Origin of the sequence: Paracoccus wurundjeri (assembly GCF_030678915.1) — a bacterium.
Lineage (GTDB): Bacteria > Pseudomonadota > Alphaproteobacteria > Rhodobacterales > Rhodobacteraceae > Paracoccus > Paracoccus onubensis_A.
Genome location: NZ_JAUUTZ010000044.1, coordinates 1 through 21,412, shown reverse-complemented (window position 1 = coordinate 21,412; position 21,412 = coordinate 1). Strand labels below are relative to the sequence as shown.

General features: G+C 57.0%; 24 protein-coding genes and 5 pseudogenes. 19 read left to right on the top strand and 10 right to left on the bottom strand.

What is annotated here, in order from left to right; translation table 11 throughout:
- The 7 genes and pseudogenes from Q0601_RS23785 to Q0601_RS23760 all read left to right on the top strand — a co-directional run.
- Nucleotides 1-448, top strand: a 448-nt coding sequence (locus tag Q0601_RS23785) for a hypothetical protein (RefSeq protein ID WP_305292527.1), incomplete at its 5' end; no start/stop codon positions are given.
- Complete coding sequence (locus Q0601_RS23780; RefSeq protein ID WP_305292525.1) at nt 435-770, top strand: DUF6984 family protein; 336 nt, start codon at nt 435-437, stop codon at nt 768-770. The genes Q0601_RS23785 and Q0601_RS23780, both read left to right, overlap by 14 nt.
- 231 nt (nt 771-1,001) lie before the next feature.
- Nucleotides 1,002-1,217, top strand: a complete 216-nt coding sequence (locus Q0601_RS23775) for a CdiA C-terminal domain-containing protein (protein ID WP_305292522.1) — start codon at nt 1,002-1,004, stop codon at nt 1,215-1,217.
- The gene (locus Q0601_RS23770; protein ID WP_305292520.1) at nt 1,217-1,528 is read left to right on the top strand and encodes a hypothetical protein; all 312 of its coding nucleotides are present in this window, start codon (nt 1,217-1,219) and stop codon (nt 1,526-1,528) included. Before Q0601_RS23775 ends, Q0601_RS23770 begins: the two co-directional genes overlap by 1 nt.
- Before the next feature lie 95 nt (nt 1,529-1,623).
- Nucleotides 1,624-1,818 (top strand): annotated as a pseudogene (locus Q0601_RS24840) (colicin D domain-containing protein); the annotation flags it as partial.
- Nucleotides 1,819-1,831: 13 nt separating this feature from the next.
- Nucleotides 1,832-2,077 carry a colicin immunity domain-containing protein gene (locus Q0601_RS23765; RefSeq protein WP_370656184.1) on the top strand — a complete coding sequence of 82 codons (246 nt, stop codon included), beginning with the start codon at nt 1,832-1,834 and terminating at the stop codon, nt 2,075-2,077.
- Complete coding sequence (locus Q0601_RS23760) at nt 2,077-2,547, top strand: SMI1/KNR4 family protein (protein WP_305292518.1); 471 nt, start codon at nt 2,077-2,079, stop codon at nt 2,545-2,547. Before Q0601_RS23765 ends, Q0601_RS23760 begins: the two co-directional genes overlap by 1 nt.
- A gap of 66 nt (nt 2,548-2,613) precedes the next feature.
- On the opposite strand, the gene Q0601_RS23755 is transcribed toward Q0601_RS23760, so the two are convergent.
- The 3 genes from Q0601_RS23755 to traA form a co-directional block, all read right to left on the bottom strand.
- On the bottom strand, nt 2,614-2,748 hold the full coding sequence (locus Q0601_RS23755) for a helix-turn-helix transcriptional regulator (protein WP_305292516.1): 135 nt from the start codon (nt 2,746-2,748) through the stop codon (nt 2,614-2,616).
- 118 nt (nt 2,749-2,866) lie between these two features.
- Nucleotides 2,867-3,121, bottom strand: a complete 255-nt coding sequence (locus tag Q0601_RS23750; protein ID WP_305292514.1) for a hypothetical protein — start codon at nt 3,119-3,121, stop codon at nt 2,867-2,869.
- A 126-nt stretch (nt 3,122-3,247) separates the two neighbouring features.
- Nucleotides 3,248-5,470 (bottom strand): Ti-type conjugative transfer relaxase TraA, encoded by a 2,223-nt coding sequence (traA, locus tag Q0601_RS23745; RefSeq protein ID WP_305292512.1) that lies wholly within the window; start codon nt 5,468-5,470, stop codon nt 3,248-3,250.
- Nucleotides 5,471-5,482: 12 nt separating this feature from the next.
- On the opposite strand from traA, the pseudogene Q0601_RS23740 reads away from it, so the two are divergent.
- Nucleotides 5,483-6,289: pseudogene (locus Q0601_RS23740) on the top strand (IS110 family RNA-guided transposase); the annotation flags it as partial.
- Nucleotides 6,290-6,601: 312 nt separating this feature from the next.
- Here the strand turns inward: Q0601_RS23740 and Q0601_RS23735 are convergent.
- Nucleotides 6,602-7,699, bottom strand: coding sequence for an aldo/keto reductase (locus tag Q0601_RS23735; RefSeq protein WP_305292508.1), 1,098 nt, complete (start codon nt 7,697-7,699; stop codon nt 6,602-6,604).
- Nucleotides 7,700-7,793: 94 nt separating this feature from the next.
- Here Q0601_RS23735 and Q0601_RS23730 point away from each other — a divergent pair, with 94 nt between their 5' ends.
- Complete coding sequence (locus Q0601_RS23730; protein WP_305292534.1) at nt 7,794-8,681, top strand: LysR family transcriptional regulator; 888 nt, start codon at nt 7,794-7,796, stop codon at nt 8,679-8,681.
- A gap of 123 nt (nt 8,682-8,804) precedes the next feature.
- On the top strand, nt 8,805-9,176 hold the full coding sequence (locus Q0601_RS23725; RefSeq protein WP_305292506.1) for a hypothetical protein: 372 nt from the start codon (nt 8,805-8,807) through the stop codon (nt 9,174-9,176).
- Between the two features lie 179 nt (nt 9,177-9,355).
- Here the strand turns inward: Q0601_RS23725 and Q0601_RS23720 are convergent, their stop codons facing one another.
- Nucleotides 9,356-9,622, bottom strand: a complete 267-nt coding sequence (locus Q0601_RS23720) for an SRPBCC family protein (RefSeq protein WP_305292531.1) — start codon at nt 9,620-9,622, stop codon at nt 9,356-9,358.
- A 47-nt stretch (nt 9,623-9,669) separates the two neighbouring features.
- Between Q0601_RS23720 and Q0601_RS23715 the strand changes: the two genes are divergently transcribed.
- The gene (locus tag Q0601_RS23715) at nt 9,670-10,296 is read left to right on the top strand and encodes a GNAT family N-acetyltransferase (RefSeq protein ID WP_305292504.1); all 627 of its coding nucleotides are present in this window, start codon (nt 9,670-9,672) and stop codon (nt 10,294-10,296) included.
- A 214-nt stretch (nt 10,297-10,510) separates the two neighbouring features.
- Nucleotides 10,511-10,747, top strand: coding sequence for a hypothetical protein (locus Q0601_RS23710; RefSeq protein WP_305292502.1), 237 nt, complete (start codon nt 10,511-10,513; stop codon nt 10,745-10,747).
- 615 nt (nt 10,748-11,362) lie between these two features.
- On the opposite strand, the gene Q0601_RS23705 is transcribed toward Q0601_RS23710, so the two are convergent.
- Nucleotides 11,363-12,016: a hydrolase gene (locus Q0601_RS23705; protein WP_305292500.1), complete on the bottom strand. Its 654-nt coding sequence runs from the start codon at nt 12,014-12,016 to the stop codon at nt 11,363-11,365.
- A gap of 153 nt (nt 12,017-12,169) precedes the next feature.
- Here Q0601_RS23705 and Q0601_RS23700 point away from each other — a divergent pair, with 153 nt between their 5' ends.
- Together Q0601_RS23700 and Q0601_RS23695 are read left to right on the top strand one after the other, a co-directional pair.
- Nucleotides 12,170-13,063 carry a LysR family transcriptional regulator gene (locus Q0601_RS23700; RefSeq protein WP_305292498.1) on the top strand — a complete coding sequence of 298 codons (894 nt, stop codon included), beginning with the start codon at nt 12,170-12,172 and terminating at the stop codon, nt 13,061-13,063.
- A gap of 279 nt (nt 13,064-13,342) precedes the next feature.
- Complete coding sequence (locus Q0601_RS23695) at nt 13,343-13,639, top strand: aldo-keto reductase family protein (RefSeq protein ID WP_305292496.1); 297 nt, start codon at nt 13,343-13,345, stop codon at nt 13,637-13,639.
- A 183-nt stretch (nt 13,640-13,822) separates the two neighbouring features.
- Here the strand turns inward: Q0601_RS23695 and Q0601_RS23685 are convergent.
- Nucleotides 13,823-14,077, bottom strand: a pseudogene (locus Q0601_RS23685) (IS21 family transposase); the annotation flags it as partial.
- A 313-nt stretch (nt 14,078-14,390) separates the two neighbouring features.
- Nucleotides 14,391-16,166, bottom strand: a complete 1,776-nt coding sequence (locus tag Q0601_RS23680) for an SLC13 family permease (protein WP_305292494.1) — start codon at nt 16,164-16,166, stop codon at nt 14,391-14,393.
- A gap of 911 nt (nt 16,167-17,077) precedes the next feature.
- Here Q0601_RS23680 and Q0601_RS24835 point away from each other — a divergent pair.
- The 5 genes and pseudogenes from Q0601_RS24835 (at nt 17,078) to Q0601_RS23650 (ending at nt 20,824) form a co-directional block, all read left to right on the top strand.
- Nucleotides 17,078-18,129 (top strand): annotated as a pseudogene (locus Q0601_RS24835) (SulP family inorganic anion transporter).
- Between the two features lie 3 nt (nt 18,130-18,132).
- Nucleotides 18,133-18,327: a hypothetical protein gene (locus tag Q0601_RS23665; protein WP_305292490.1), complete on the top strand. Its 195-nt coding sequence runs from the start codon at nt 18,133-18,135 to the stop codon at nt 18,325-18,327.
- Between the two features lie 31 nt (nt 18,328-18,358).
- Nucleotides 18,359-18,625, top strand: coding sequence for a hypothetical protein (locus tag Q0601_RS23660; RefSeq protein WP_305292488.1), 267 nt, complete (start codon nt 18,359-18,361; stop codon nt 18,623-18,625).
- A gap of 598 nt (nt 18,626-19,223) precedes the next feature.
- On the top strand, nt 19,224-19,517 hold the full coding sequence (locus Q0601_RS23655; RefSeq protein WP_305292486.1) for a helix-turn-helix domain-containing protein: 294 nt from the start codon (nt 19,224-19,226) through the stop codon (nt 19,515-19,517).
- Entirely contained in the window at nt 19,514-20,824 is a 1,311-nt protein-coding gene (locus Q0601_RS23650; protein WP_305292483.1) for a HipA domain-containing protein, read from the top strand. Before Q0601_RS23655 ends, Q0601_RS23650 begins: the two co-directional genes overlap by 4 nt.
- 186 nt (nt 20,825-21,010) lie before the next feature.
- Here the strand turns inward: Q0601_RS23650 and Q0601_RS23645 are convergent, their stop codons facing one another.
- Both Q0601_RS23645 and Q0601_RS23640 read right to left on the bottom strand, forming a co-directional pair.
- Entirely contained in the window at nt 21,011-21,307 is a 297-nt protein-coding gene (locus tag Q0601_RS23645; RefSeq protein ID WP_305292528.1) for a 3'-5' exonuclease, read from the bottom strand.
- Nucleotides 21,302-21,412: pseudogene (locus Q0601_RS23640) on the bottom strand (integrase core domain-containing protein); the annotation flags it as partial. The gene Q0601_RS23645 and the pseudogene Q0601_RS23640, both read right to left, overlap by 6 nt.

The window sequence follows — 21,412 nt, the reverse complement described above, 5'->3', positions numbered from 1 at the left end:
GAAAGTCCATCAATTGCTGGCAAGCGCCGGAGCGGCCACGGCCCGGGTTGCCGCGCAGATCTTCGACTTCATGAGCACCATCAGCGGGAAGCTGATCGATCTCATCAGGGCGCTGCTTCGGAACAGGACCGGGAAGGGTGAAGGGGCAGTTGGGGAGGAAATCGAGATCAAGCGGCCGGCTGCGACCAGAAAGACACTTCCCGAAGGAGTTACGATTGGTAGAAACGCCAATCAGGAATACCATGCGTGGCGTCATGTGGAAGATGAACTCGGTATGAGTAGAGAGCCTGTCCGTGATGCGATTATTGATGATTTGCCGTCAATTTCTGAACTTTCTGACGGTCTTAATGTCAGGCAGGTGACGGTAGATGGTGTAAAGCTACAATATAATGTTTACAAACTGCCTGATGGCACCGTTAACATAGGGCGTATTAATGCGGCGGATTAATCCAGAGGAACTGGCAATTATAGAGGTTTTGCTAAAAGCGGGTGAGATCGATCTTTCCGTAAATGAGCAGCAAAATGTTTGGGTGGTTAATCCGGAAATGGGTTCAATCCGATCCGAATATTGCCCTAAAGGGTGTCGAGTACATCCCGTGTTTTCAGGAGAATTTGACGATCGGGATGGAATTCCCGTTATTGCAACACTCCTTTTGACAGAGGATGGAAAATTTGGAGAACTGGATTTTTGGAAGGTGAATGACGAGCCGCTTCTGGAGTTACCGAAATCACACGTCGACTTTAAATTTCACCCTATGAAAGATGGATAACGGAGGGAAGGTGCGGGCGATTTATGAACGTCCATCTGGGAGTGGGTTTCCAGCCGTCAGGATGTGGCGAGCGATGCCTGGGACAGCATCACCGCAGGGGCAAAAGCTCTCTTGGAAAAACAAGGAAATAACTCTCCGGATTTTGCAGGCTATGGCAGGGGCCAGAACCGGGAAGGGTAAAAGGGGTGGTTGAGGAGGGAATTCCCATTGTTCGGAGGGGCGAGAAACCACGTGGACGATGTACAAATATCCCTGATAATGCTGATGCAGCAACGAAAAGATCTTTACAGAGAAAAAGCGAAAGAACAGGCAGACAATATAGTGCTTAACCTGGCGGATAGCCCAGTGGATCTGAAGGCACTTTCAAAGCAGTTTAGCGATTGGCCGATAGATGGATTGAATGATTTAATAGTAATCAATCCGGATGGAAAGATAGGCGGAATATAATGTCAATAAGCTATAGAATATACTCAAAAATTCCAAATACCGAACTTGCAGATACTTTTTCAACATTTATGAAGGAGAATGATAATAAGGATTTTTTCACATCTATAAGCCCTAGTCCAATTCGACCCATAGACAAAGAGCTGCTTGACGAAATGGGGTTTGCCGAAAATTATGAAAGTTATCTTTTTGTAGGACTGTCCAAGGAGAGCATAGTTGAGGCCACTAACGCATTGAAAATTTTTAGAGACAAGTACATTGGAAGGGATAAATCGCTCTTTCTTCTGAATGGAGAAAAAGAGTTGTCCGAATAAAACATTACTTTTCGGCAGTTGCGGAAAAATTCAAATATTCCGATAACGTTAAAGTTGATTAAAACTAGAATCCAAGAAAAACTGAAGAACTCAAGCGGGAAGCTCAAAATCATGCTCACTCACCACCCACTCAAGGAATAATTGGAAACTATGGTGGAAACCCCGCCAGTTTCCATACCAATACAAACACAGGTCTAACTGTAATTCATAATACAGATGGCAAAATTTTAAGTGGATGGAAGTTGATCCCTCAACAACTTCAGCACGTATTCAATGATGGGAAGTCATGAATCATATCAATAAATACGTGATGCTTATATCTGCCTTTGTGACCAAAAAATTCCCGCAGATGAATTCGAGAATTCCTATATGCGCATGTTTAAGAATGAGTCCCAGCTCTTCTCAGATAGCGAATTCAATATATTGAATGACCTTTTCTTTGATGTCGACTCTTATTGCAGCAACCTCGATCTAAAAGATAATGATGATATTGATGAAGAAGAGTTGCTTGCTAGAGCGAAGAATGCATTGGTTGCTCTTACTACCTGATGACCGTCGCGCTGTACAATCAAGCTCTTGATATATTGTCCAAGAACGAAATCGACGTTGATTACAATATTCCGGCAGCGGATGATCTGGTCTCAAGTCTGGAGAGACATTTTGGTCATCCTCTCCCGGAATCTTATAAAGCCATGCTAAGGCAGCATGGAATATTGGCCTTTGAAGGAACAACGATTTATGGGCTAGGCAAAACCGGGTTAGATGGCCAAAGCGCACCAAGTGTTATATTCACAACGGATAAATCTCGCAAGGCGGGCGAGATATCCAGCACCATGGTCAGAATAATGGCGTCAGGGTATGGTCCGTTTTTCGTTTTGGAATGCGCTGAAATCGACGATCAGGGCGAAGCGCCGGTCTACGAAATTCCGATGACGGGATATCAAGACGGAATGAAAAAGGTTGCAGACAGCTTCGACGAATTTCTCTTGAATGAAGTCAATATGAATATGGAAAGCTGAATTGGGGATTGATAACAGCCTCACGCTTATCAACTCTGATCCGCGCTGAATCGGCAGCCCCTGCCCTCACCCGCTCTCATCGTTTCTTTTTTCCGGCCGCCACCCCACCGGATCGGCGATCTTGCGATAGATAGTAGATCGGGACAGGCCGGTGCGGGCAAGTACGGTTTTCAGGCGGATGATACGGTCTGGTGCCGGCATGGTCGTGTTGCCTCCTGCTGCTTATTTCTGGTCCAGACAGAACAGACGAGAACACGCGCGCAAGAGAGAGAATCGCCCCGTCGCATTATGGCGCGGTATGGTGGCAAATCGGAAGGCCTCACAGGCCGAGTCCGCGCCCCCTGCTGAAATCTATGCCGTGGTGGAAGGCGAGTTCCCTGCCAAGCCGGCGGCCCGATTCTAAGGTGATGCCGAGCTCCCGCTTGCGGTTGGCGAGAATGGATTCCAGCTGCGGGTCGCGCTCCAGGCTTTTGGCCATCTCTCCCATTTCCTTCCGCGCGGCGTCATAGCCGGAATAATCGCCCGCCGCATATCGCCGCACAACGGCCCGGTCGAGTTTTTGCCAGCGGCTCACGAAGCGATCCGCGCGGCGTTCAGGACTCGTGCGCAGCTCGGTTTCCAGTTGCAGCGCGCGGACGGCGCGCCGGACCTGGCCTGTCGCCGCCTCGCGCGCGAGATCCGGATCCTTCCTGTAGGCGGCCTAGGCGTCGTGTGCACCAAAGGGGCGTAGCTCCTCGAAATGCTTCCGGGCTTCACGTAGTTCCGTCACCTGCTCCGGGCCGGCCTTACCACCCCGTTCCTCCACCTCGAAGATCGCATCCACGGCGTGGGCGTGCCGCACCAATGCCTGCGTGCGGGCGCGGCGCAGCATTCGCTCCCGATCCTCGGAGGCTTCGATCTCCGGCGCGGGGGAGTCCTGCCGCGCAAGCTCCGGCCTCCCCCTTTCCCGTTCCGGCTGTCGGCCGATAGCCGGCACAGGTGCGCCATCTCCAACTGTGCGCGCGCCGTCGAACACCCCATCGATCCTATCACGCAACCGTTCCGGCACGAGTTTCCGCATGATCTCGACCACGCGCGCCCGGAAGCTGATGCCGCGCCGTTCGGCATAATCCTGCACCGGATCAGACTGTTGGTAGTCCAGCGCCATGTCTTTCGAGCGATTGCGCGACAGGGCATTCACCAATTCATCCTGGCTGGCGAAATCGTCGCGGCCATAATGCAGTTCCATTTGTTCGCGATGCCGCGACATCCCGACATAGCTGCCATGGGCATCCAAGCCGGGTGTCGCCGGCACATGGGTGCGGTCAACGGTCATGCCCTGCGCCTTGTGAATAGTCGGCGCATAGCCGTGGTCGATACGGTCGTAATCCTTCAGATTGAAAGCTACCGCGCGGCCATCATCGATGCGCACCGACATGGATCGGCTGCTGATATGTTCGACGGTACCGAGCGTGCCGTTCTTGACGCCAAGCCCGCGCTCATTCTGCAGGAACATGACACGGTCCCTGCGCGCGAAGCGGCGCGCGCCGCGCTCAACTGTCAGTTCTACGTCAACGCCCAGATCGCCCGCCGCCCGCATTTTCTGCCGTGCCGCTTCGTTGAGGGTGCGGACCTCGGCATTGGTATGGGTGAGGATGATCCGGCTGGTATCCGGTGACGCCTGCCGGTCGCGATCCCAGCCGGTGATCAGATCATCCCGCGCCTGTTCGCGCGTTTGGGCTATATGCAGCATGCCATGGCGGTCATAGGCCCCGATAGCAGCACCAATCCCACCGGTCGCCAGATCCCGTGTGGCATCGCGCTGCCAATCCTCACGCTGGCGGCGCACGGTTTCGATTTCGGCACCGCCGTGACGCTCATGGATGGACCGAAAAGCCGCGCCGGCCTCGATAGATTGCAACTGCCGCGGATCCCCCACCAGCACCACCCTGGCGCCGCGCTCGGCGGCATGGGAGAGCACGCGCTCCATCTGCCGCGTGCCGACCATGCCCGCCTCGTCGATCACCAGCACATCGCGGGCAGTGAGCATGTCCCGGCCATTCTGCCAGCCATGTTCCATGCTGGCGATGGTGCGGGACGCAATGCCCGAACCGCTTTCGAGATTCTCGGCCGCGATGCCGGAGAGGGCCACACCGCGAACCTCAAGCCCCGCCGCTTCCCAGGCGTCGCGTGCGACGCCAAGCATGGCGCTCTTTCCCGTTCCCGCATGACCGACAACGATGCCGAGACCGCGCCCCTCGGTGACATGCGTCAACGCGTCACCCTGCTCGCCCGACAGGACCAAGCCGCGCCTCGCGGCACGTGCCAGCGCATGTTCCCGGTCTCTGTCGCTGACCCCGTGCAACTCCTTCTCCGCCATCAGCTCCGCCGCTCGGTGCAGACGCTGTTCGACCTCGATCATGTCCCGCGTGGTGAAGCGGTCATGGCCGCGTGAATCCTTGCCCAGTTCGACAAGACCGGGAGACCGGCCCATCGCGCCCATGACCTCGTTGAACTGATCGATGCCGTCGCTGTGCCGATGCGCAAAGCGCGCCATGTCGCGACGCGTGAAGGTTGATTGCTGATGGGTGATCGCGTCGAGTGCGATGGACGGATCCGCGATGATCCGTGCGCCATTGTTGCGGGCGATCTCGCGATGCATCTCCGCGCGGCCGGCGGCGTCAATGCCTTCGATTTCTATACGTTGCGCGGGCGCACCGATCTGTGTCTGCGGCTCCAGTGCGATGCCCTGCACCTCGAGGCTGCGATGATCGATCCAGGCATCGATGTCGAGTTCCATCAACCGTTCATTGACATGCTCGGCCCAACGCTCGCGCCAGCGCTCGACCAGTTCCGTGCGGTTCCAGTCGCGATTCTTCTTGCCGAAACCACTCTCATCGACTTCGCGCATGGTGAGCATCACATGGGCATGGGGCTTCGGCATGCCATCTGCACCAAGCTGATTGCCCCTGTTTATGTGAAGCCCTACATCAAACGCGGCAAATATGATGCGGCCGATGCAGAGGCCATTTGCGAAGCCGTTACCCGTCCGACCATGCGGTTCGTTGAGGTGAAGTCGCCTGAACAGCAGGCTATCCTTTCACTGCATCGAGCGCGTAGTCTGATCGTTCGGCAGAGAACCCAGACAATCAACATGCTTCGCGGCTTGCTGGCGGAGTTTGGGATTATTTTTGCCCAAGGCGTCGGACACGCGGTGCAGTTCGCGAGATGCGCAACCCAAGGACAGGTTCTGGAACTTCCGCCAGTCGCGCTGGATACCATTATAGACCTGAGTGAACAGCTTTTGTCCCTGCGTGGGCGCGTAAATTGGTATGGCCGAAAACTGGCAGCGGCAGCGAAATCCGAACCACGGATCGTCCTGCTTCAAACGATCCCCGGCATCGGGCCGATCACAGCATCCGCCGTCGTTGCAACGGTTGGCAGCGCAGAGCAGTTCAGGTGCGGCAGGGATTTCTCGGCTTGGCTGGGGCTGACGCCAATCAACAGGTCGACCGGAGGCAAGGAGCGGCTCGGGCGCATATCGAAGATGGGCGACCGATACATTCGTCACCTGATGGTCGTTGGCATGACATCACGCATGAAACAGATCAAAAACGCGCCAGAGCGATTTGACCCGTGGTTCACAGAACTTCTGGCCCGCAAGCCTGCCAAACTCGCCGCAGTTGCGATGGCAAACAAAACAGCGCGGATCATTTGGGCTGTCCTCACGCGCAACGAACCCTACAGGATCAGAACCGCCTGAGGCCACAAGAAGAAACCGAGATATCAAGACCAATGAAGTGATGGCAAATGCGTCAGCTGCAATCCCAAGACACCCCGGGCTTTGTCCAGGACGAAATCTGTCCGCTTGCGAGGATGGGGACTTGGGTCGCGGAAACCATCAGGGCCAGCGGTCAAGTGAACCGCGCAAACAGGCCGGACACAAGACCGTTTCTGACAAAATGCTTATCACCAAAAATAAGTCTTGATTCGCAGGAGCCATCCACACAGGACAAAGCTGCCGCTCAAGAAACGTCGGCTTTGCTGGCAGCAGGTTATGCATACACCTCCCTTATTATTTCCCCCAGGATGTCACCTGCATGCCGCCATAGAGCCTCTCGCGTGGGAGGCTAAAGATGAAATAGGGATTGAGAGGCGGCAATGCGCTCACCGCGTCGAGACGCTGGCACTGGTCTTCCGTCAACTCCAGAGAAAGCGCCGCAAGGTTGCCTTGCAACTGCTCGGAGCGGCTGACGCCCAGCAAGAGTGAACTCATTCCTGGCTGTCTCAGCACCCAGGACAGGGCGACCTGCGCCATAGGTGTGCCAAGCTCGTCAGCCACCTCCCGCACTGTGTCGACGACGTCGAAGTTTCGTTCGGTGAACAACATCCCGCCATAGGGATTGGCTCCGTTCAACCGTTCGCGCGGCTCGTCAGACGCTTCGTAGACACGGTTTGGCACCGACGCGCTCAATCCCGTCTCGGCCAACTTGTCGCGCCCGTATTTGCCGGTCAGCAGCCCGCCCGCCAGCGGGCTCCAGGGCATCATCCCCAGCCCGAACTCTTGCGCCATGGGCAGGATATCCAACTCCACCCCACGATCAATCAGCGACCAGGCGTATTGCAGGCCAACCGGTCCCGGCAGGCCATGCGCTGCAGCCAGTGTGGCGATCTTGGCGACATACCACGACGGTGTGTTGGAAAAGCCATAATAGAGGATCTCTCCGCGCGCAGTCGCATCGGCCAACGTTCGCAGCACCTCTTCGGCAGGTGTCACCTGATCCCATACATGAACCCAATAGAGGTCGATCCGGTCGACCCCGAGCCGCTTCAGCGATCCCTCGATTCCGGCGCGAATGTTATAGGCGCCGTTGCCGCCGTGCATGGCAGTGCCGTCCGAGCGTGAGAAGCCGGACTTCGTGGACACCACCAGCCGGTCGCGCATCCCGCTATCCGCAAGGAACCGGCCCAGCATTTTTTCGCTCTCACCGCCACTGTAGACGTCGGCAGTGTCGATCAGGTTGCCCCCTGCCTCGACATAGGTGTCGAAAATGGCGCGGGCGGTGGGCTCGTCTGTACCCCAGCGCCCGGCGCCGAAGGTCATTGCCCCCAAGGCGAGTGGGCTGACGATGAGGCCAGAGCGGCCGAAGCTGCGATATTGGGTCATCTGCATCTGTTTTTTCCTTCTGCTGATCCTGAAGGTAAGGGGCTGTGCAGGCTCAGATTAGGTGGTATCAGTGCCATGAGCTTATGAGGGAAATTCAACAATCGCGAGATATCCGTTCAACGATCTTGCCGCCTTCGCGGCCGTGGCCCGGACCCGCAGCTTTACCGCTGCGGCGGCGGAAATGGGGGTGTCGCCCTCCGCACTCAGCCATGCGATCCGGGGATTGGAGGAACGCTACAGCGTGCGGTTGCTGGCACGATCGACTCGCTCCGTGGCCCCGACAGAGGCAGGCGCTGCCCTGCTGGAGCGCCTCGAACCCGCGTTGTCGCAGATCGACGCGGGTCTGGAGGAACTGGCCGCCTGGCGGGACGAGCCCAACGGGATCGTCAGGCTTACAACTTTCCATTGGATCGCCTCCACCTTCCTGGCCCGTCGATTGCCGGCGTTTCTCACGGCGCATCCAGGGATCACTGTTCAGGTCACCGTCGACGATGGGTTTCAGGATATTGTGACCGGCGGATTCGATGCCGGTCTGCGCTTCGGCGAGGATGTCGAGAAGGACATGATCGCAGTGCGTGTCGGGCCACCCTTGCGCCACACCGTCGTCGCGACGCCGGAATACTGGGACCGCCACGGACGTCCGTCGCATCCGCGCGACCTTCGGGCGCATCGCTGCGTCGCTTACCACAACCTTAGCAACGGAACCGTCAACGCATGGGAGTTTGAGAAGGACAGCAAGAGCCTGCGGCAAAGAGTTGACGGTCCACTGATCTGCAATTCCTCGGATCTCGGCTTGGCCCTTGTGCGGGCGGGCGACTGCGTGAGCCTCCACATGGAGGAAGACGTGACAGAGGACCTTGTGAGCGGCGCATTGGAAGAAGTCCTGGTGGAATGGACGCCGCCTTTCGACGGCGTATTCCTTTATCATCCGAGCCGCCGTCAGACCCCAGCGCCACTACGCGCCTTGATCGATTTCCTGAAAGACTGACAACGAAGGTGCTGTCCGGCTGAAATCTCGGCCCTTACCAGTCATTCATCGCTTCGACCGTCGCCGCAGCACAGCTTTCGCATTGCCGCCATTCGTTCATTGCACAGCATTTTCGATGAGCGGATGACGGCAGTGCGCGGGACAAAGCGGTCGTTGATAGGCCATCCGCAATGTCGCTATAAAAAGCAATTTCTGGAGGAGATTATGATGCGAGGTGCTGTCGTCTTGCTTTACCTGCTGCTTTCAGGATGCGCTCAGGTCGAAATCATCAGCAGATCGACGCATGATGCTTCCGACCCGGAGTATCGATATACGGCAAGAACATTCTTCTATTCCAACAACATGGAAACGCCCCGCAAGAGAATGTTGAAAGCCGCTACAAAGTTCTGTCAGGTTCCTCTCGGAGCATCCGAAACCCAAATGAACTGGCGCGGCCCCTATGGCATTCATGGTACTTGGATGTTGGATTTTTCCTGTTCTGCCCCTCCCAACTGAACAGTAGCCAAGGGCCGAAATGGGCTCTCTGCGACTGGCATAGGAGGGCCGCGATGCGGACATAGCCGACATGGGATCGAAAATTCGCCTTGCCCCTTTCTAGTCCGGATTAAGTGTCCGGATGGAACGTGAAGTGAATGTTGGTCAATCGTTGGTCCGACCTGTTAGCCGATGCAAAGTCACTCATCGTCTTCCAATTGATCCAGTGTTTTCTTCATTGCTTGCATCCCCGCCTCCATCGCAGCATCCTGTTCGGCCGCTGCGTCGTCTGGACGAAAATCTGCGGTCCAAACGATGGAAGTCGACGTCGATCTTTCAAACACTTGAACAGCGGCGTTGTAATGCGTGAACCGCAATCCCTCGACCGACCAGACTAACCGCCGAGCTACATCATCGAGCGTGATGATCGGTTCGCGTACAATCACGCCATTCGCAAAGGTGACGATGCGCGCACCTGGTTCAACCGGTTAGAGGCTTTCGCTGCAACTGGGACATGGTGAAGCGAGATTGGCGGGACAATTGCGGCGCGGTATACATCCTAGTCCGCAATAGCAAGAGCATCGGTTTTTTATGGGAAACGGATATCCTAGAGATCCGGCCCGATGAAAGAGGTCGTGGTTATGGTCGTTTGCTCGCTGACTTCATGGTGAAGCGTTCCTTTGACGAAGGCCGATCGCTGATCACGATAGAGATTGCTCCGTCCTCAGCAATTCCGTTCTGGAAACGAATGGGCTTCACTCCCGTCGAGGCTCGCTGGGGTCATGGCGATGGCTTGTATGCTTATCGGCGTTTTGAGCGAAGGCTCCCTATCGGAGCCGGCTCTCGGGTGTATTTCTCGATCGAATTCTCTACTGAACGGGGGCACTTTAGCGGCGCAGCACCGTTCTTCAGGTTGGAGGGGGTGGGCGAATGCTTGCCGGACGGCATTGTTCAACTGCCTGAGCGGGTTGTTTGCTTCAACCCCGAGAACACGGGCGGTGATGACTTTGCTCGTATCACTGTAGGTGACAAAGTGATCTTCCAGGACAAATTGAAACGCACAGAAGGTGCTCGATGCGGCATCCAACGTGATGTGGGATATACTTACTTTATCGAGCGAATTCGTCTTCCACAGAGATGATGTCGTGAAGCACCCGTAGCCCCACACTATCTGTCAGGAACAGAGCTTGATGGGGGTCATCCTGAAGCAAAATTGTCGTGCTAAAGGTATTTTACCTGACTGCCAAAGCTAGCGCGGCGCTACATCTGGAGGCTAGTGCACCTCCACAGAGCTGTTGCGGCATTGATTAGGACATCATATTGCCTAGAGCAGTTAATCTATCGTGGGGTGAGAGATGGCAACGACTTGTTATTTCGAAGAAGAGATCGTGGATCAGGGTGGAGATCACCGTATGCTGGTCGAGTTCGGGCGTTCGTCTTTTTACAGTGGCAGCCCTGTTCCCAACGGCACTGGAACTGACAGCATATATCTGACGGTTGACGGCCGAACCGTTATTATGGACAGGGAAACAGCCCGGAAGTTTGTCGAAGCTGCTGACCCAGTTGGCCGCTATCACGGCTTAATCGATTAATCGAAGGCTGTAGTGGTGCATCAAAATGAAACTGCCACTGCTCGCTCGGCCATAAGAACATAGGCCTTTCGCTAATAATAATCGCTCGTGCATCCAATGTTAGATGCACGTCAAAAAGGGAATTGGGGACGAGAGTGGACTCTGCTGAGATTGAGACGCGAGTTCGAAAGGCTATGGCTCCGCTCGCACCAGCGAGCGTTAATGCCGCATTGGTGAGTACTCGAACACCAGATGCAATCGAATCGGCAAGTGACGGCTCGGATCCTCCCTTGAGCCCCCTCTATCACCTGCTGCAAGCTTTGCATTCACGCCCTGCAAAATCCACGTCACGCTACAGGTATGCCTGCTTACCCATTGCTTACCCGCATCATTTGGGTTGCGGGATAAGTGGACCGAGATAATCTGCTAACCATCTGTTTTTGTTGTATTAATTTTGGTTGCGGGGGCTCGCAACCTACGAGATCGACATTCGCTTCAAGTAGCAGTCTAGCATAAGACGTTTGCCCTGCTATATTCCCGATCGTGCTAAATTTTGCCGGTCGAGTAACGATGACGAGGCGTGATCAACTCCACATGGCAGCGGTGCTCATCCTTGCCTCGTCATCGCTTTTCAGATCAGCCCTTGCTGTCTGCCACCGGCGTATTGAGCAATTGTTGCTCCCAAAGATAGGCGATGCCGCTGCCGCTGAAGTGCTGGATGAGAATCTCGGTCAGTTCCTCGACATGCCCGGTGCGCGCCCAATCGCGTTGCCATTCGCCAGCTAGCGCCATCACGGTCATCACGTTCGCACCGGCCGCGATCATGCGCTGGATGGCGACTTCATGGGACTCCTTCGAAATCCCGCCCGACGCGTCGGTGATCACGGTCACATCCCAGCCTTCACCGGCGGCCTGGATGACAGGCATTGCAACGCAGACCTCGGTCCACAGCCCGGCGATGATCAACTGCTTGCGACCGGTCGCCTTGACTACGTTCACCACATTCTCGTCCTGCCAGGTGTTCACCCAGGTGCGATCGATGACTTCCTGGTCCGGAAACACGTCGGTGATCTGCTTGAAGAGAAGCCCGCCACGCCCCGCGATCACGCTGGTGAGAATGGTCGGAACATCGAAGGCCTTTGCCAGCTTCGCCAGCGCGGTCGTCTGGTTGACCACAGCTTGCGGGTCGTGGCTGTTCAGGTTTGCGAGCTGATAGGGCTGGTGATCAATCAGAACGAGGACCGAGTCTTCGGGGCGAAGAAGCGAATCAAGGCCATTGCGAAAAGCCATTACGACTTCCTTTCCTGCTGTTGTAAGCGGCATTGGGTTTGATGACAGGCACCCGTCAGCGATGACGTTGCCTGAGCGCAATCTGCCGTTCTCATTCACGCTTCGATAGTGTCGTGCTACGGCTATCTGTGTCGCAAAATGGGGAACGCAGGAATGAACATCGAAGATTTGCAGACATTCGTCGCAGTGGCCGATACCGGGGGCGTCTCGGCCGCCGCGCGCAGGCTCGGCGTCTCCAGGTCGATTGTCAGTCGGCGGCTCTTCCGGATCGAAGCGGAACTGGGCGTCCAGTTGCTTGCCCGAACGACCCGCGGGGCCGCGCTCACCGAAGCGGGGATCACGTTCAGGGATCATGCCGCCCGCGCCAGCGCCGAGATCGACACCGCCAGGGAAACCATCCTTCCGAACGGTGATCTCCGCGGCCGCCTGCGGGTTGCCATGCCGCTTACTTTCGGTCCGACCCACTTTGCCCCGGTGCTTGCGGAAATGGCGCGCCAGCACCCGCGGCTCCACATTCATACCTCCTACAGTGATCGCCACGTCGATCTCATCACAGAGGGGTTCGATTGCGCGATCAGGAGCGCCCATCTTCAGGACTCCAACCTGATTGCGAAGCGCGTCGGACCGATCCATGGAAAGCTTGTCGCAAGCCCGGATTATATCGAAGCGCATGGTTCACCTGAAACGCCAGACGACCTCGTCACCCATCAGGCACTCATGCAGGGGACAGAAGCCTGGCAATTCATGGATGGCGGCAAGGTTGTTACTGTGCAGCCGCAGGGCAGGTTCAAGGCCGACAGTGCCACGGCGCTTGCCGCAGCGGCGGCGGCAGGACTCGGCATCGCCTGGCTGCCGGACTGCATCACACATGAATATCTGGTCTCCGGCGCGCTTGTCCCGATCATGACACGCTATCCGGTACCTCCGGGGGCCGCATATGTCGTACGCCCGCCAAGCCAGCATCCCACGCGGAAAGTGCGGGTGCTCACCGAGATGCTGATCGAGTATTTCAAACGGAACCCGGATATTTGGGGGCAAGATCGCTAGAGCACGAACGTTTTGATATCTTGCCGTATAATTACGTTCGGGGTTGGGCCGCTTCGGCGGCGCGGCCCGCATGTTCCACTTGCTGCGACACAGCTTGCCGTATCGCGGGGCTATTCATGATTGGCACAACTATCAGCAAAAGCTTCTAAACAGCTTAGGCTGGAAGGAAACCGGCAGCTGATGGCGAACGAGGTCAAGAATGCAATCTTTATATATGCGTTCGAACCACCCAACTAAGGTTCAAATCTTACCAACGCGGCAATGGGAGCAGTGAATGGCATGCCAGACAACAGCCGTGCGGCTCAAGGCAAGTTGCTGAACCCCGATACACTTACCGAAAGTGCGCTGGAAAGCGTGCGGGGTCTGAATGCGCTGGCCCAGATGCCCATTACCCGGGTATTGCGCGGTGGCGGCATTACTACGGCACTGATCGGGGCATCGCGCCCCTCACAGATTGAGGATTGTGCGAGAGCGATTGGCAATCTCGAATTCACCGAAGCCGAGCTGGCCGAAATCGATCGGATCTCTTCAGAAGAAACCATTAACCTTTGGGCACGATCGTCGGAGGGCGTCTGATCTCCGCAAACGGATGCTTTCCATGGCCTCCAGGGGTTGAAAGGGAGATGACAGGATGAGACATCGATAACAGCGCGATTAAACTGAACTATCCGTCTGTTCGGTCAGACCACCGCCGAGGTCGTGCCAGTCACCACCCATGGCGAGCGCCGCTGCGCGGATCGAACCGCCGAAGTCGAAGGCAAAGACCCACGATCTGCATAGCGCCGGAACTACAAGGCTATGAGCGCGAGCAGCACAGATTTCCCCGCGCCCGTAGGGTCGACGACGAGGCTGTGACTGGATGCTGCGCTCGCAGGCCAGTTCCGTCGCACCGGACCGGATCACCTTCCACATCATGTTCCGCGACACCCGCAGCTCCCGGCAGATCTGCTTGATCGTCTTGTTCTCCTGGAAATACGCCCGACGGATCTTCGCAATCGTCTCCGCGACCAACATCCCACACTGTGCTCTCCGATGACCTCGGGAGCACCATCAATGTAAGGGGTCAATTTTGGAATCTGTCGTAGATTTAGTGTATTTGAAACTCATCTCATGAAAAAATCGACATTTCAGAGGATACATCCATCAATCGGGAAATGAGTCGTCTGAACCGTGCGCACTCGACCGGAGATTCCAACTTTTGAATGAGATGAAGCATTATAGCAAGACAACGACCGGGCTTCCCCTTGAAATATACGAACGTACATGACTGTTTTAACGCTACAATTTCCTTCCAAAAAGATTGATGCACCGGGCACATCTTCCAGTTTCAGAACGGCCATACGATCGGGATAACGGCAAGGGCAACTACGACCACCAGCGCCTCCAGCGGTGCGCCCATCCGGGCAAAATCGGTGAAGCGGTAACCGCCCGGCCCCATGATGATCGTGTTGTTGTGATGACCGAACGGGGTCAGAAAATCACAGGAGGCGCCTACGGCGACAGCAATCAGGAAAGGGTCGGGACTGACGCCGGTTCTTTCAGCGATGGCGATCGCGATCGGCGCCATGATCACCACCGTTGCCGCATTGTTGAGAACCGGCGTCGCTGCCATGGTGGCAGCAAGAACGATACCGAGAAGCGCGAGTGGCGGGAACGTTCCTGCGAGCGCAAAGACGCCGTCGGCGATGAGTTGCGCCGTCCCGGTGTTTTGGAGTGCCTCGCCGAAAGGAATCATTGCTGCAAGCAAGACGATCACAGACCCATCGATCGCTTCATGCACCTCGCTCGGACGCAACGCGTTAACAAGGACCAGCGCCACTACCGTCAGTGTAAAGGCGATCGAGGACGAGACGAGGCCGAACGAGGTGGCGACGATGGCGGCAACGAAAAGCAGCACGGGAACGAGATTGCGACCAGGCTCGAATGCAAGCTTCCGATTTGCAAGCGGCAGCGCACCCAGGTTCGCGATAACCTCATTGAGATCCTTCTCGTCACCCTCGAGCAACAGCACATCACCAGCCACCAGACTGACATTGCGCAACCGGCCGTCGACCGGACGGCCCTGCCGGGAAAGGGCAAGCAGATTGACCTGCCAATGGCGCCGCAGATCGAGGGTTGCGGCGGTCCGGCCCTGAACCCACGAGACCGGAGTTACCACGGCTTCGGCGACGGTCATATCTCCGGTGATGGCGTGATCTTCATTCTCGGATGGGCGTTCTGCCAGATCGATTCCCTGGCCTTTGACAAGCTTCTGCAGCGTGTCGGAGTCGCTCTGCACCATGAGCACGTCACCGGCTTTGACGGATTCGTACAGGAGACGGCCGATCAGCCGGCGCTCGTTGCGCACGATGCCGACAACGGTGATAGCACCATCCGATTCCTGCTCGAGTTCGGTGACCGTCTTGCCGACGATCACGCTCACGTCGCCAACGCGCAGTTCGGTAACGTAGTCCGTAACCTCGAAGCTCTCCTGTTCCGCCGCCTTGCCTTGCCGGTCCTTGGGAATCAGGCGCCAGCCGATCGTGACGACAAAAGCAACGCCGACCAGGGCCAGGGCCAGACCGACGGCTGTAAAATCGAACATGCTGAAGCGCTCGCCAAGGGCTTGCTCTCGAAACTGGGAGATCAGCAGATTCGGCGGCGTACCGATCATTGTCAGCATGCCACCGAGCAGCGTGGAAAAGGACAGTGGCATTAAAATCTGAGACGACGAGTAGCCGGACGTCTTTGCCGCAGATATTGCCACCGGCATCAACACTGCCAACGCTCCGACGTTGTTCATGAAGCCGGACAGGACAGCACCGAGAAGACACAAGCTCGCTCGCTGCCCGAAAGGGCTGCGCGTAAGCGCCATGACGCGATCGCCAAGCAGGTCGATGACGCCCGATCGGCTGAGCGCGTGACTGATCGCCAGTACAGCCGCGACAGTGACAACGGCCGCATTGCCGAAGCCCATGAAAGCGTCGTCCGGATCGATGAGACCGAACCCGACTCCGGCCATCAGCGAGAGCATGGCAACAACGTCATAACGCCAGCGCCCCCACACGAACAGGATCAGTGTACAGACGAGGATCGCGCTGATGGCGGTCTGATCGAAGGTCATGGGTGCACGGGCTCATGGTTGAAGCGTGATCGGAAGATCCGTATGCTCTTATCGATTGGACACCAATGCAATGGCGTAAGGATCACAAGCAGTCGCGTCACAAATAGCCGAAACTTTGCGGACAACCGCCGAGGAACAGGCGCTACGCCAAAACATCTCTATCCTCGCTGGTCAGGCGAAGATCGAAGGTATTGAGTTTGCTGTCGCGGCAACACCTCTCGTACAATGAAGTTGGAGCGTTCTCGGTCATTGGTCTGCTGTCGTTCCTCGTATTGGTTCCCAAGGGCGATGACGACTCGGGAGATCAGCAGACATAATCTTGCATTTGATCCGGAGGAGCGCCGATCATCGCTGCCTGCCTAACCACGCATTCTTGAATTGATCCGCGATATCCGAAATCAAGCTGGAGATGTATTTAACTTGGATACACGCCATTGAACATCAAGTGCGGATAGGCACTTCGAGTATCGGATGCAGCGGTTCAATTTGTGTCGCATATTGGCGAAGGGCCTGATCGTAAAGACCGACGACATCTTTGGCTTAGAACGGAAACGACCATGGCATAGTGTCCATTACAACCGCAATTCCGTAAACAAAGCACAATTGATGCAAGCAATACAAATATGCCCCAGGGTAAGGCCTCGGGGGCCGGAATATCAATGCTGCGGCAGTGACAGGAACGATTACGGGAGCGGTGGTGGTGGGGGTGAGGTCGGGACGCTGTCCAGGCCCCCCGACCTCATGCTCTCGAAAGTGCGATACCCCTAATACGAGGGCGGCTAGTCTATATTAGAGATATGACGGTCTTCAAAGTTCAGTGCCGGCGATCAGGGCGTATTCACCAAAGGCAATGATAATAGCCAGACGTTATTCGTCTGGACTCTGCTGACGCACGAAATAACTTGCCGGATATGAAGCCCAAGATCCTGACGACTCTCAAAACCTATGACAGGCAGCAGTTCACGGCCGATCTGATTGCGGGCGTGACTGTGGCTATGGTCGCCCTGCCGCTCAGCCTCGCAATCGCTTCGGGCGCCGATCCGGCCAAGGGACTGGTGACCGCTATCGTTGCGGGCTTCCTGATCTCACTACTCGGTGGCAGCCGGGTCCAGATCGGCGGACCCACTGGGGCATTCATCGTCGTGGTCTACAAGGTCATTGCCGATCATGGCTATGACGGTCTTGTCATCGCGACATTCATGGCCGGCCTGATCCTGCTGGTGGCCGGTTTTTTGCGTGCGGGACGATTGATCCAGCTCGTGCCCGAACCGGTAATCAATGGCTTTACATCGCCATCATCATCGCGACAAGCCAGCTTGGCGATCTGTTCGGCTTGTCGCTTGCCGATGTGCCCGCCGAGTTTTTCGGCAAGATCGAGGCACTTTGGAATGCGAGGAGCAGCCTTAACATATCCACCCTGGTGATCGGATTGCTAACCATGCTTCTGATCATCATCATGAAGCGAACCACGCCGCGGCTGCCGGGCCTGATTGTCGCTGTCGCGATCACTTCGGCCATTGTCGCCGTCCTGGGTTTGCCGGTCGATACGATCCAGTCGCGCTTCGGCGACCTGCCGCGCAGTCTGCCGGTTCCCTCGGTTCCGCAACTGGATGCGACACGAATGGTGGACCTGCTGCCCTCGGCCTTCATCATCGCCTTCCTGGCCGGCGTAGAATCGCTACTATCGGCGATGGTCGCCGATCGGATGATCGAGAGTCGACACCGCTCCAACGCAGAACTCATCGCGCAAGGGGCGGCAAATCTCGGATCGACGCTGTTCGGTGGCCTGCCCGCGACCGGAGCCATTGCTCGCACTGCAACCAATGTCCGCGCCGGGGGCAAGACACCGGTGGCAGGGTTGGTTCATGCGGTGACAATCCTGGTAATCATGCTGATTGCCGCACCGCTGGCGGGTTACATGGCAATGCCCGCCCTGGCGGCGCTGCTGATACTGACGGCATGAAACATGAGCGAGCCACACCGCTGGCCGGAATATCTGCATGAGCGGCGCTCGGATCAGTTCCTTCTGCTGCTGACGCTTGTGCTGACCGTGGTCGCCGATCTGACGGTCGCGATCGGGGTCGGCGTGGCAATCGGGCTGGCGTTTCGCCTCAAGCGGCGCTCGGTTCCACCTTCCGATTGGCATCCACCGCAAAGATAGAACCATACCTAACAGGGCACTGAATTAGAGCGTGTCGCGTTTAATCGGTTCTGTATCCTGCGGCCTTGAAGAAGTTGTAGCATTCTTCGTCGGTGAAGAGGTTGCACACATTGCCGACAGCCTGCCAGAGCACATCATATCTCCGAGTCGCCGCCTTCCTGATCAGCGCCTTAACGAACGGTTGCAAGCGGCGGCGGCTCTGCGGATGCTGATCGAGAAGATCGTGCTGACGCCGGGGCCGGAACGAGGCGAGATGTTCGCCACACTGCATGGCGATCTGGCGACGATCCTCGAATGAACGGAGCGACAAACCAATGGGAAAGCTGGAAAAAAGACAAAACCTGCAGGCTTTGCTACGGGTTTGTCGGTCTCAATGGTTGCGAGGCTCGCAACCACCGAAACCAACACTCACTGCAAGTCTCCGTCTAGAAAATAGAAATTGCCGTTATCGTCACTCCTCTCATGCCACCTAGAGTGCAAGCGACCAAAGAAGCCTCGAACCAAAGATCCTTAAATCAATCAGAAGCCGAACAGGCCTCTCTGTTAATAGCCACGCCCAGACATGAGATCTGTCCTCAGCTTTCTCAAGCTGCTGAGGCTGAACCAGTATCCATCCCGGAACCCACTCATCATCAACTTCTGTTGCCTAAGGCGGGCAGCCATCCCCGCTTCGTTCCGCGACCAGAGGGCCCCTCCCATTGCGTTCGGTCCTGTCGGCAATGCGCGGCAGATCGTCCACCGCAGAGCGAAGCCAATGATGGTTCATAATTTATCTTATTAGGTAAAATTCACAGTCCGTGAGTGCACTCACGAAGAGATTTATCTTTTTCAGTAATATTGTTGATTACGCCTGTGGTACAGCCTATATTTACCGTATTCCATAAAAGAACCATGCCATGGAAGATCAGGACCGTCATCTTCTCACCGAAGCCGGACACAGGCTCCGTCAGGCGCGCCTCGCGCGCGGGCTGAACCTTCATCAGCTGGCGCGGCTGACCGGCATCAGCGCCCCGGCCCTGTCGCTCATTGAAACCGGCAAACGCGATCCGCGCCTGACAACGCTCGGCAAGATCGCTACGGCCCTCCGGTTTCCCCTGGCCGATCTGCTGGAAAACCCGCCAGGCGTGACAACCGTGAAGCAAGCCCCTTATCCCGAAGGCGATGGCTATGATCTCGGGGATTACGAATGAGCGGCGCAGTGCCCGTCTGGTTCGACGCGCTCCATATCGGCGATGTAACCGTCGCCGAAGATGGCAGCCTGTCGTTCCGCTACGCCGCTCGCTGGCTTGCGACCCGGGGAGCCTTCGCGCTGTCCCTGACCATACCGCTTGCCGACACCTCCTATCCGTCTGAGATCATTTCACCCTGGCTCGCGAACCTGCTGCCCGAGGAGGAACAGCTTCAAATTCTGACCCGATCCCTGGGGCTCGACAGGGCCGACACACTCGCCGTTCTGGCTGAGATTGGCGGCGATACCGCCGGTGCCCTCTCGTTCGGTTCCCCGGCGGATCGCAGCGCCTGGGCCTGGACACCCCTGACGGATCTCTATGCCGTCGCCGATCCGCAGGAGGCGCTGGAGCGGCATTTCGAGGATCTCGGTCGTCGCCCCTTTCTCGTCGGTGAGGAAGGGGTTCGGCAATCGCTGGCCGGTGGACAGAAGAAATCTGCCCTTGCGGTGCTTTCGCCCGACGGTACGCCCGTTCTGCGACTGCCGCAGCCGGGCGACGTGCTGGCCATACCACGCGATGGCGCGCCCTCCACCATCATCGTAAAGCCCGACAATCCGAACCTGCCCGGCATCACCGAGAACGAGGTGTTCTGCCTGCATCTGGCTCAGGCCATCGGGATCGCCGCTGCGGAAACGACGGTCCTGACAACAGGAAAGCGCACGGCCATTTGTGCGCTGCGTTACGATCGGCGCGTCGGACGGACGGGCCAGCTTCAGCGGGTTCACCAGGAGGACTTCGCCCAGGCGAATAGCATCCCGCCCGGCCGGAAATACCAGCGCGGCACCATAGCCGGTCCTGATCTGAGGACGCTGCTGGCCACCGGCCATTCGCTGCCACCCACGGACGCACTGGCGCTGCTGGACCAGGTGATCTTCAACATCCTCGTCGCGAATACCGATGCCCATGCCAAGAACTACTCTATCCTGCTGCCGGTCGGCGGCGAGCCAAGGCTCGCCCCGCTCTACGATGTCTCGACAGTACTGCCCTGGCCGCATGTGACCCGGTATTTCGCCCAGAATCTCGCCGGGAAGCGCCGCCAGCCCGAAGCCATGGCCGGACGCCACTGGGACATCATCGCCCGGGACATGGGCTACCGCCCCACTGACCTGCGCCAAAGAGTGCAGGAACTGGTGGACGCCATGGTGGCCAATCGTGTCAGGGTCGCCGGGGCCGTGGCCAGCCTGCCGGGGGTTACATCGGGATATGTCGAGCAAGCCGCCGAACTGATCGAGGCCAACGCGCTTCGCATCGCCGGACGGCTCGGATAGGTCGCTCAATAGCGTTTTTGTCGGTGAGCAACGCGTTGAGCATCATATCCGACGCCATTTGCACGAGGGGCGGGGAGCGGGCTTTCGCTGCTTCTGCACCGGAGGCATGGTGCAATGATGGGAGCGGACATTCGTGGGTTCGTCATCAGTGCAGGCTAACCATTTGGTGCTGAACTGATCAGAGCTTCACTGCGCTGGTTTATCGGGCAACACGAAAACCATCTCGCGTAGAAAACGTGACGGTTGCTTGTTCCATCCCCGATAATTGTCTGCATAGGAGAGGCAGAGCCACTCTCGCGCACGCGTGATAGCCACGAAGCAGTTACGCCGCTCCTCTTCCATTTCAGCGCTGTTCTCGCCCGCTTTCAGGCTTTGAAAGCTCGGCAAGATGTCCTCCGCCAGTCCGACCACATAAATATGGTCGAATTCCTTCCCCTTGGCGCCGTGGATCGTCATAAGGGTCACGGTATTGCTGCCTGTCACGTTGTTCAGGCTCTCATGGTATCGCCGGTGATTGTAGTGTTCGACGAAGGCCTCGATTTGGGCTTCGAGATCGCCCGGCAGGAAGTAGTTTTCCAGCAAGATGCG

What these genes read in the sequence shown, in the direction of transcription:
- Q0601_RS23780 (WP_305292525.1), top strand. Translation starts at nt 435, where the DNA reads ATGCGGCGGATTAATCCAGAGGAACTGGCAATTATAGAGGTTTTGCTA.
- Q0601_RS23770 (WP_305292520.1), top strand. Translation starts at nt 1,217, where the DNA reads ATGTCAATAAGCTATAGAATATACTCAAAAATTCCAAATACCGAACTT.
- Q0601_RS23760 (WP_305292518.1), top strand. Translation starts at nt 2,077, where the DNA reads ATGACCGTCGCGCTGTACAATCAAGCTCTTGATATATTGTCCAAGAAC.
- Q0601_RS23755 (WP_305292516.1), bottom strand. Translation starts at nt 2,748, where the DNA reads ATGCCGGCACCAGACCGTATCATCCGCCTGAAAACCGTACTTGCCCGC.
- traA (WP_305292512.1), bottom strand. Translation starts at nt 5,470, where the DNA reads ATGCCGAAGCCCCATGCCCATGTGATGCTCACCATGCGCGAAGTCGAT.
- Q0601_RS23735 (WP_305292508.1), bottom strand. Translation starts at nt 7,699, where the DNA reads ATGCAGATGACCCAATATCGCAGCTTCGGCCGCTCTGGCCTCATCGTC.
- Q0601_RS23725 (WP_305292506.1), top strand. Translation starts at nt 8,805, where the DNA reads ATGACGGCAGTGCGCGGGACAAAGCGGTCGTTGATAGGCCATCCGCAA.
- Q0601_RS23715 (WP_305292504.1), top strand. Translation starts at nt 9,670, where the DNA reads ATGGTGAAGCGAGATTGGCGGGACAATTGCGGCGCGGTATACATCCTA.
- Q0601_RS23710 (WP_305292502.1), top strand. Translation starts at nt 10,511, where the DNA reads ATGGCAACGACTTGTTATTTCGAAGAAGAGATCGTGGATCAGGGTGGA.
- Q0601_RS23705 (WP_305292500.1), bottom strand. Translation starts at nt 12,016, where the DNA reads ATGGCTTTTCGCAATGGCCTTGATTCGCTTCTTCGCCCCGAAGACTCG.
- Q0601_RS23700 (WP_305292498.1), top strand. Translation starts at nt 12,170, where the DNA reads ATGAACATCGAAGATTTGCAGACATTCGTCGCAGTGGCCGATACCGGG.
- Q0601_RS23695 (WP_305292496.1), top strand. Translation starts at nt 13,343, where the DNA reads ATGCCAGACAACAGCCGTGCGGCTCAAGGCAAGTTGCTGAACCCCGAT.
- Q0601_RS23680 (WP_305292494.1), bottom strand. Translation starts at nt 16,166, where the DNA reads ATGACCTTCGATCAGACCGCCATCAGCGCGATCCTCGTCTGTACACTG.
- Q0601_RS23665 (WP_305292490.1), top strand. Translation starts at nt 18,133, where the DNA reads ATGAGCGAGCCACACCGCTGGCCGGAATATCTGCATGAGCGGCGCTCG.
- Q0601_RS23655 (WP_305292486.1), top strand. Translation starts at nt 19,224, where the DNA reads ATGGAAGATCAGGACCGTCATCTTCTCACCGAAGCCGGACACAGGCTC.
- Q0601_RS23650 (WP_305292483.1), top strand. Translation starts at nt 19,514, where the DNA reads ATGAGCGGCGCAGTGCCCGTCTGGTTCGACGCGCTCCATATCGGCGAT.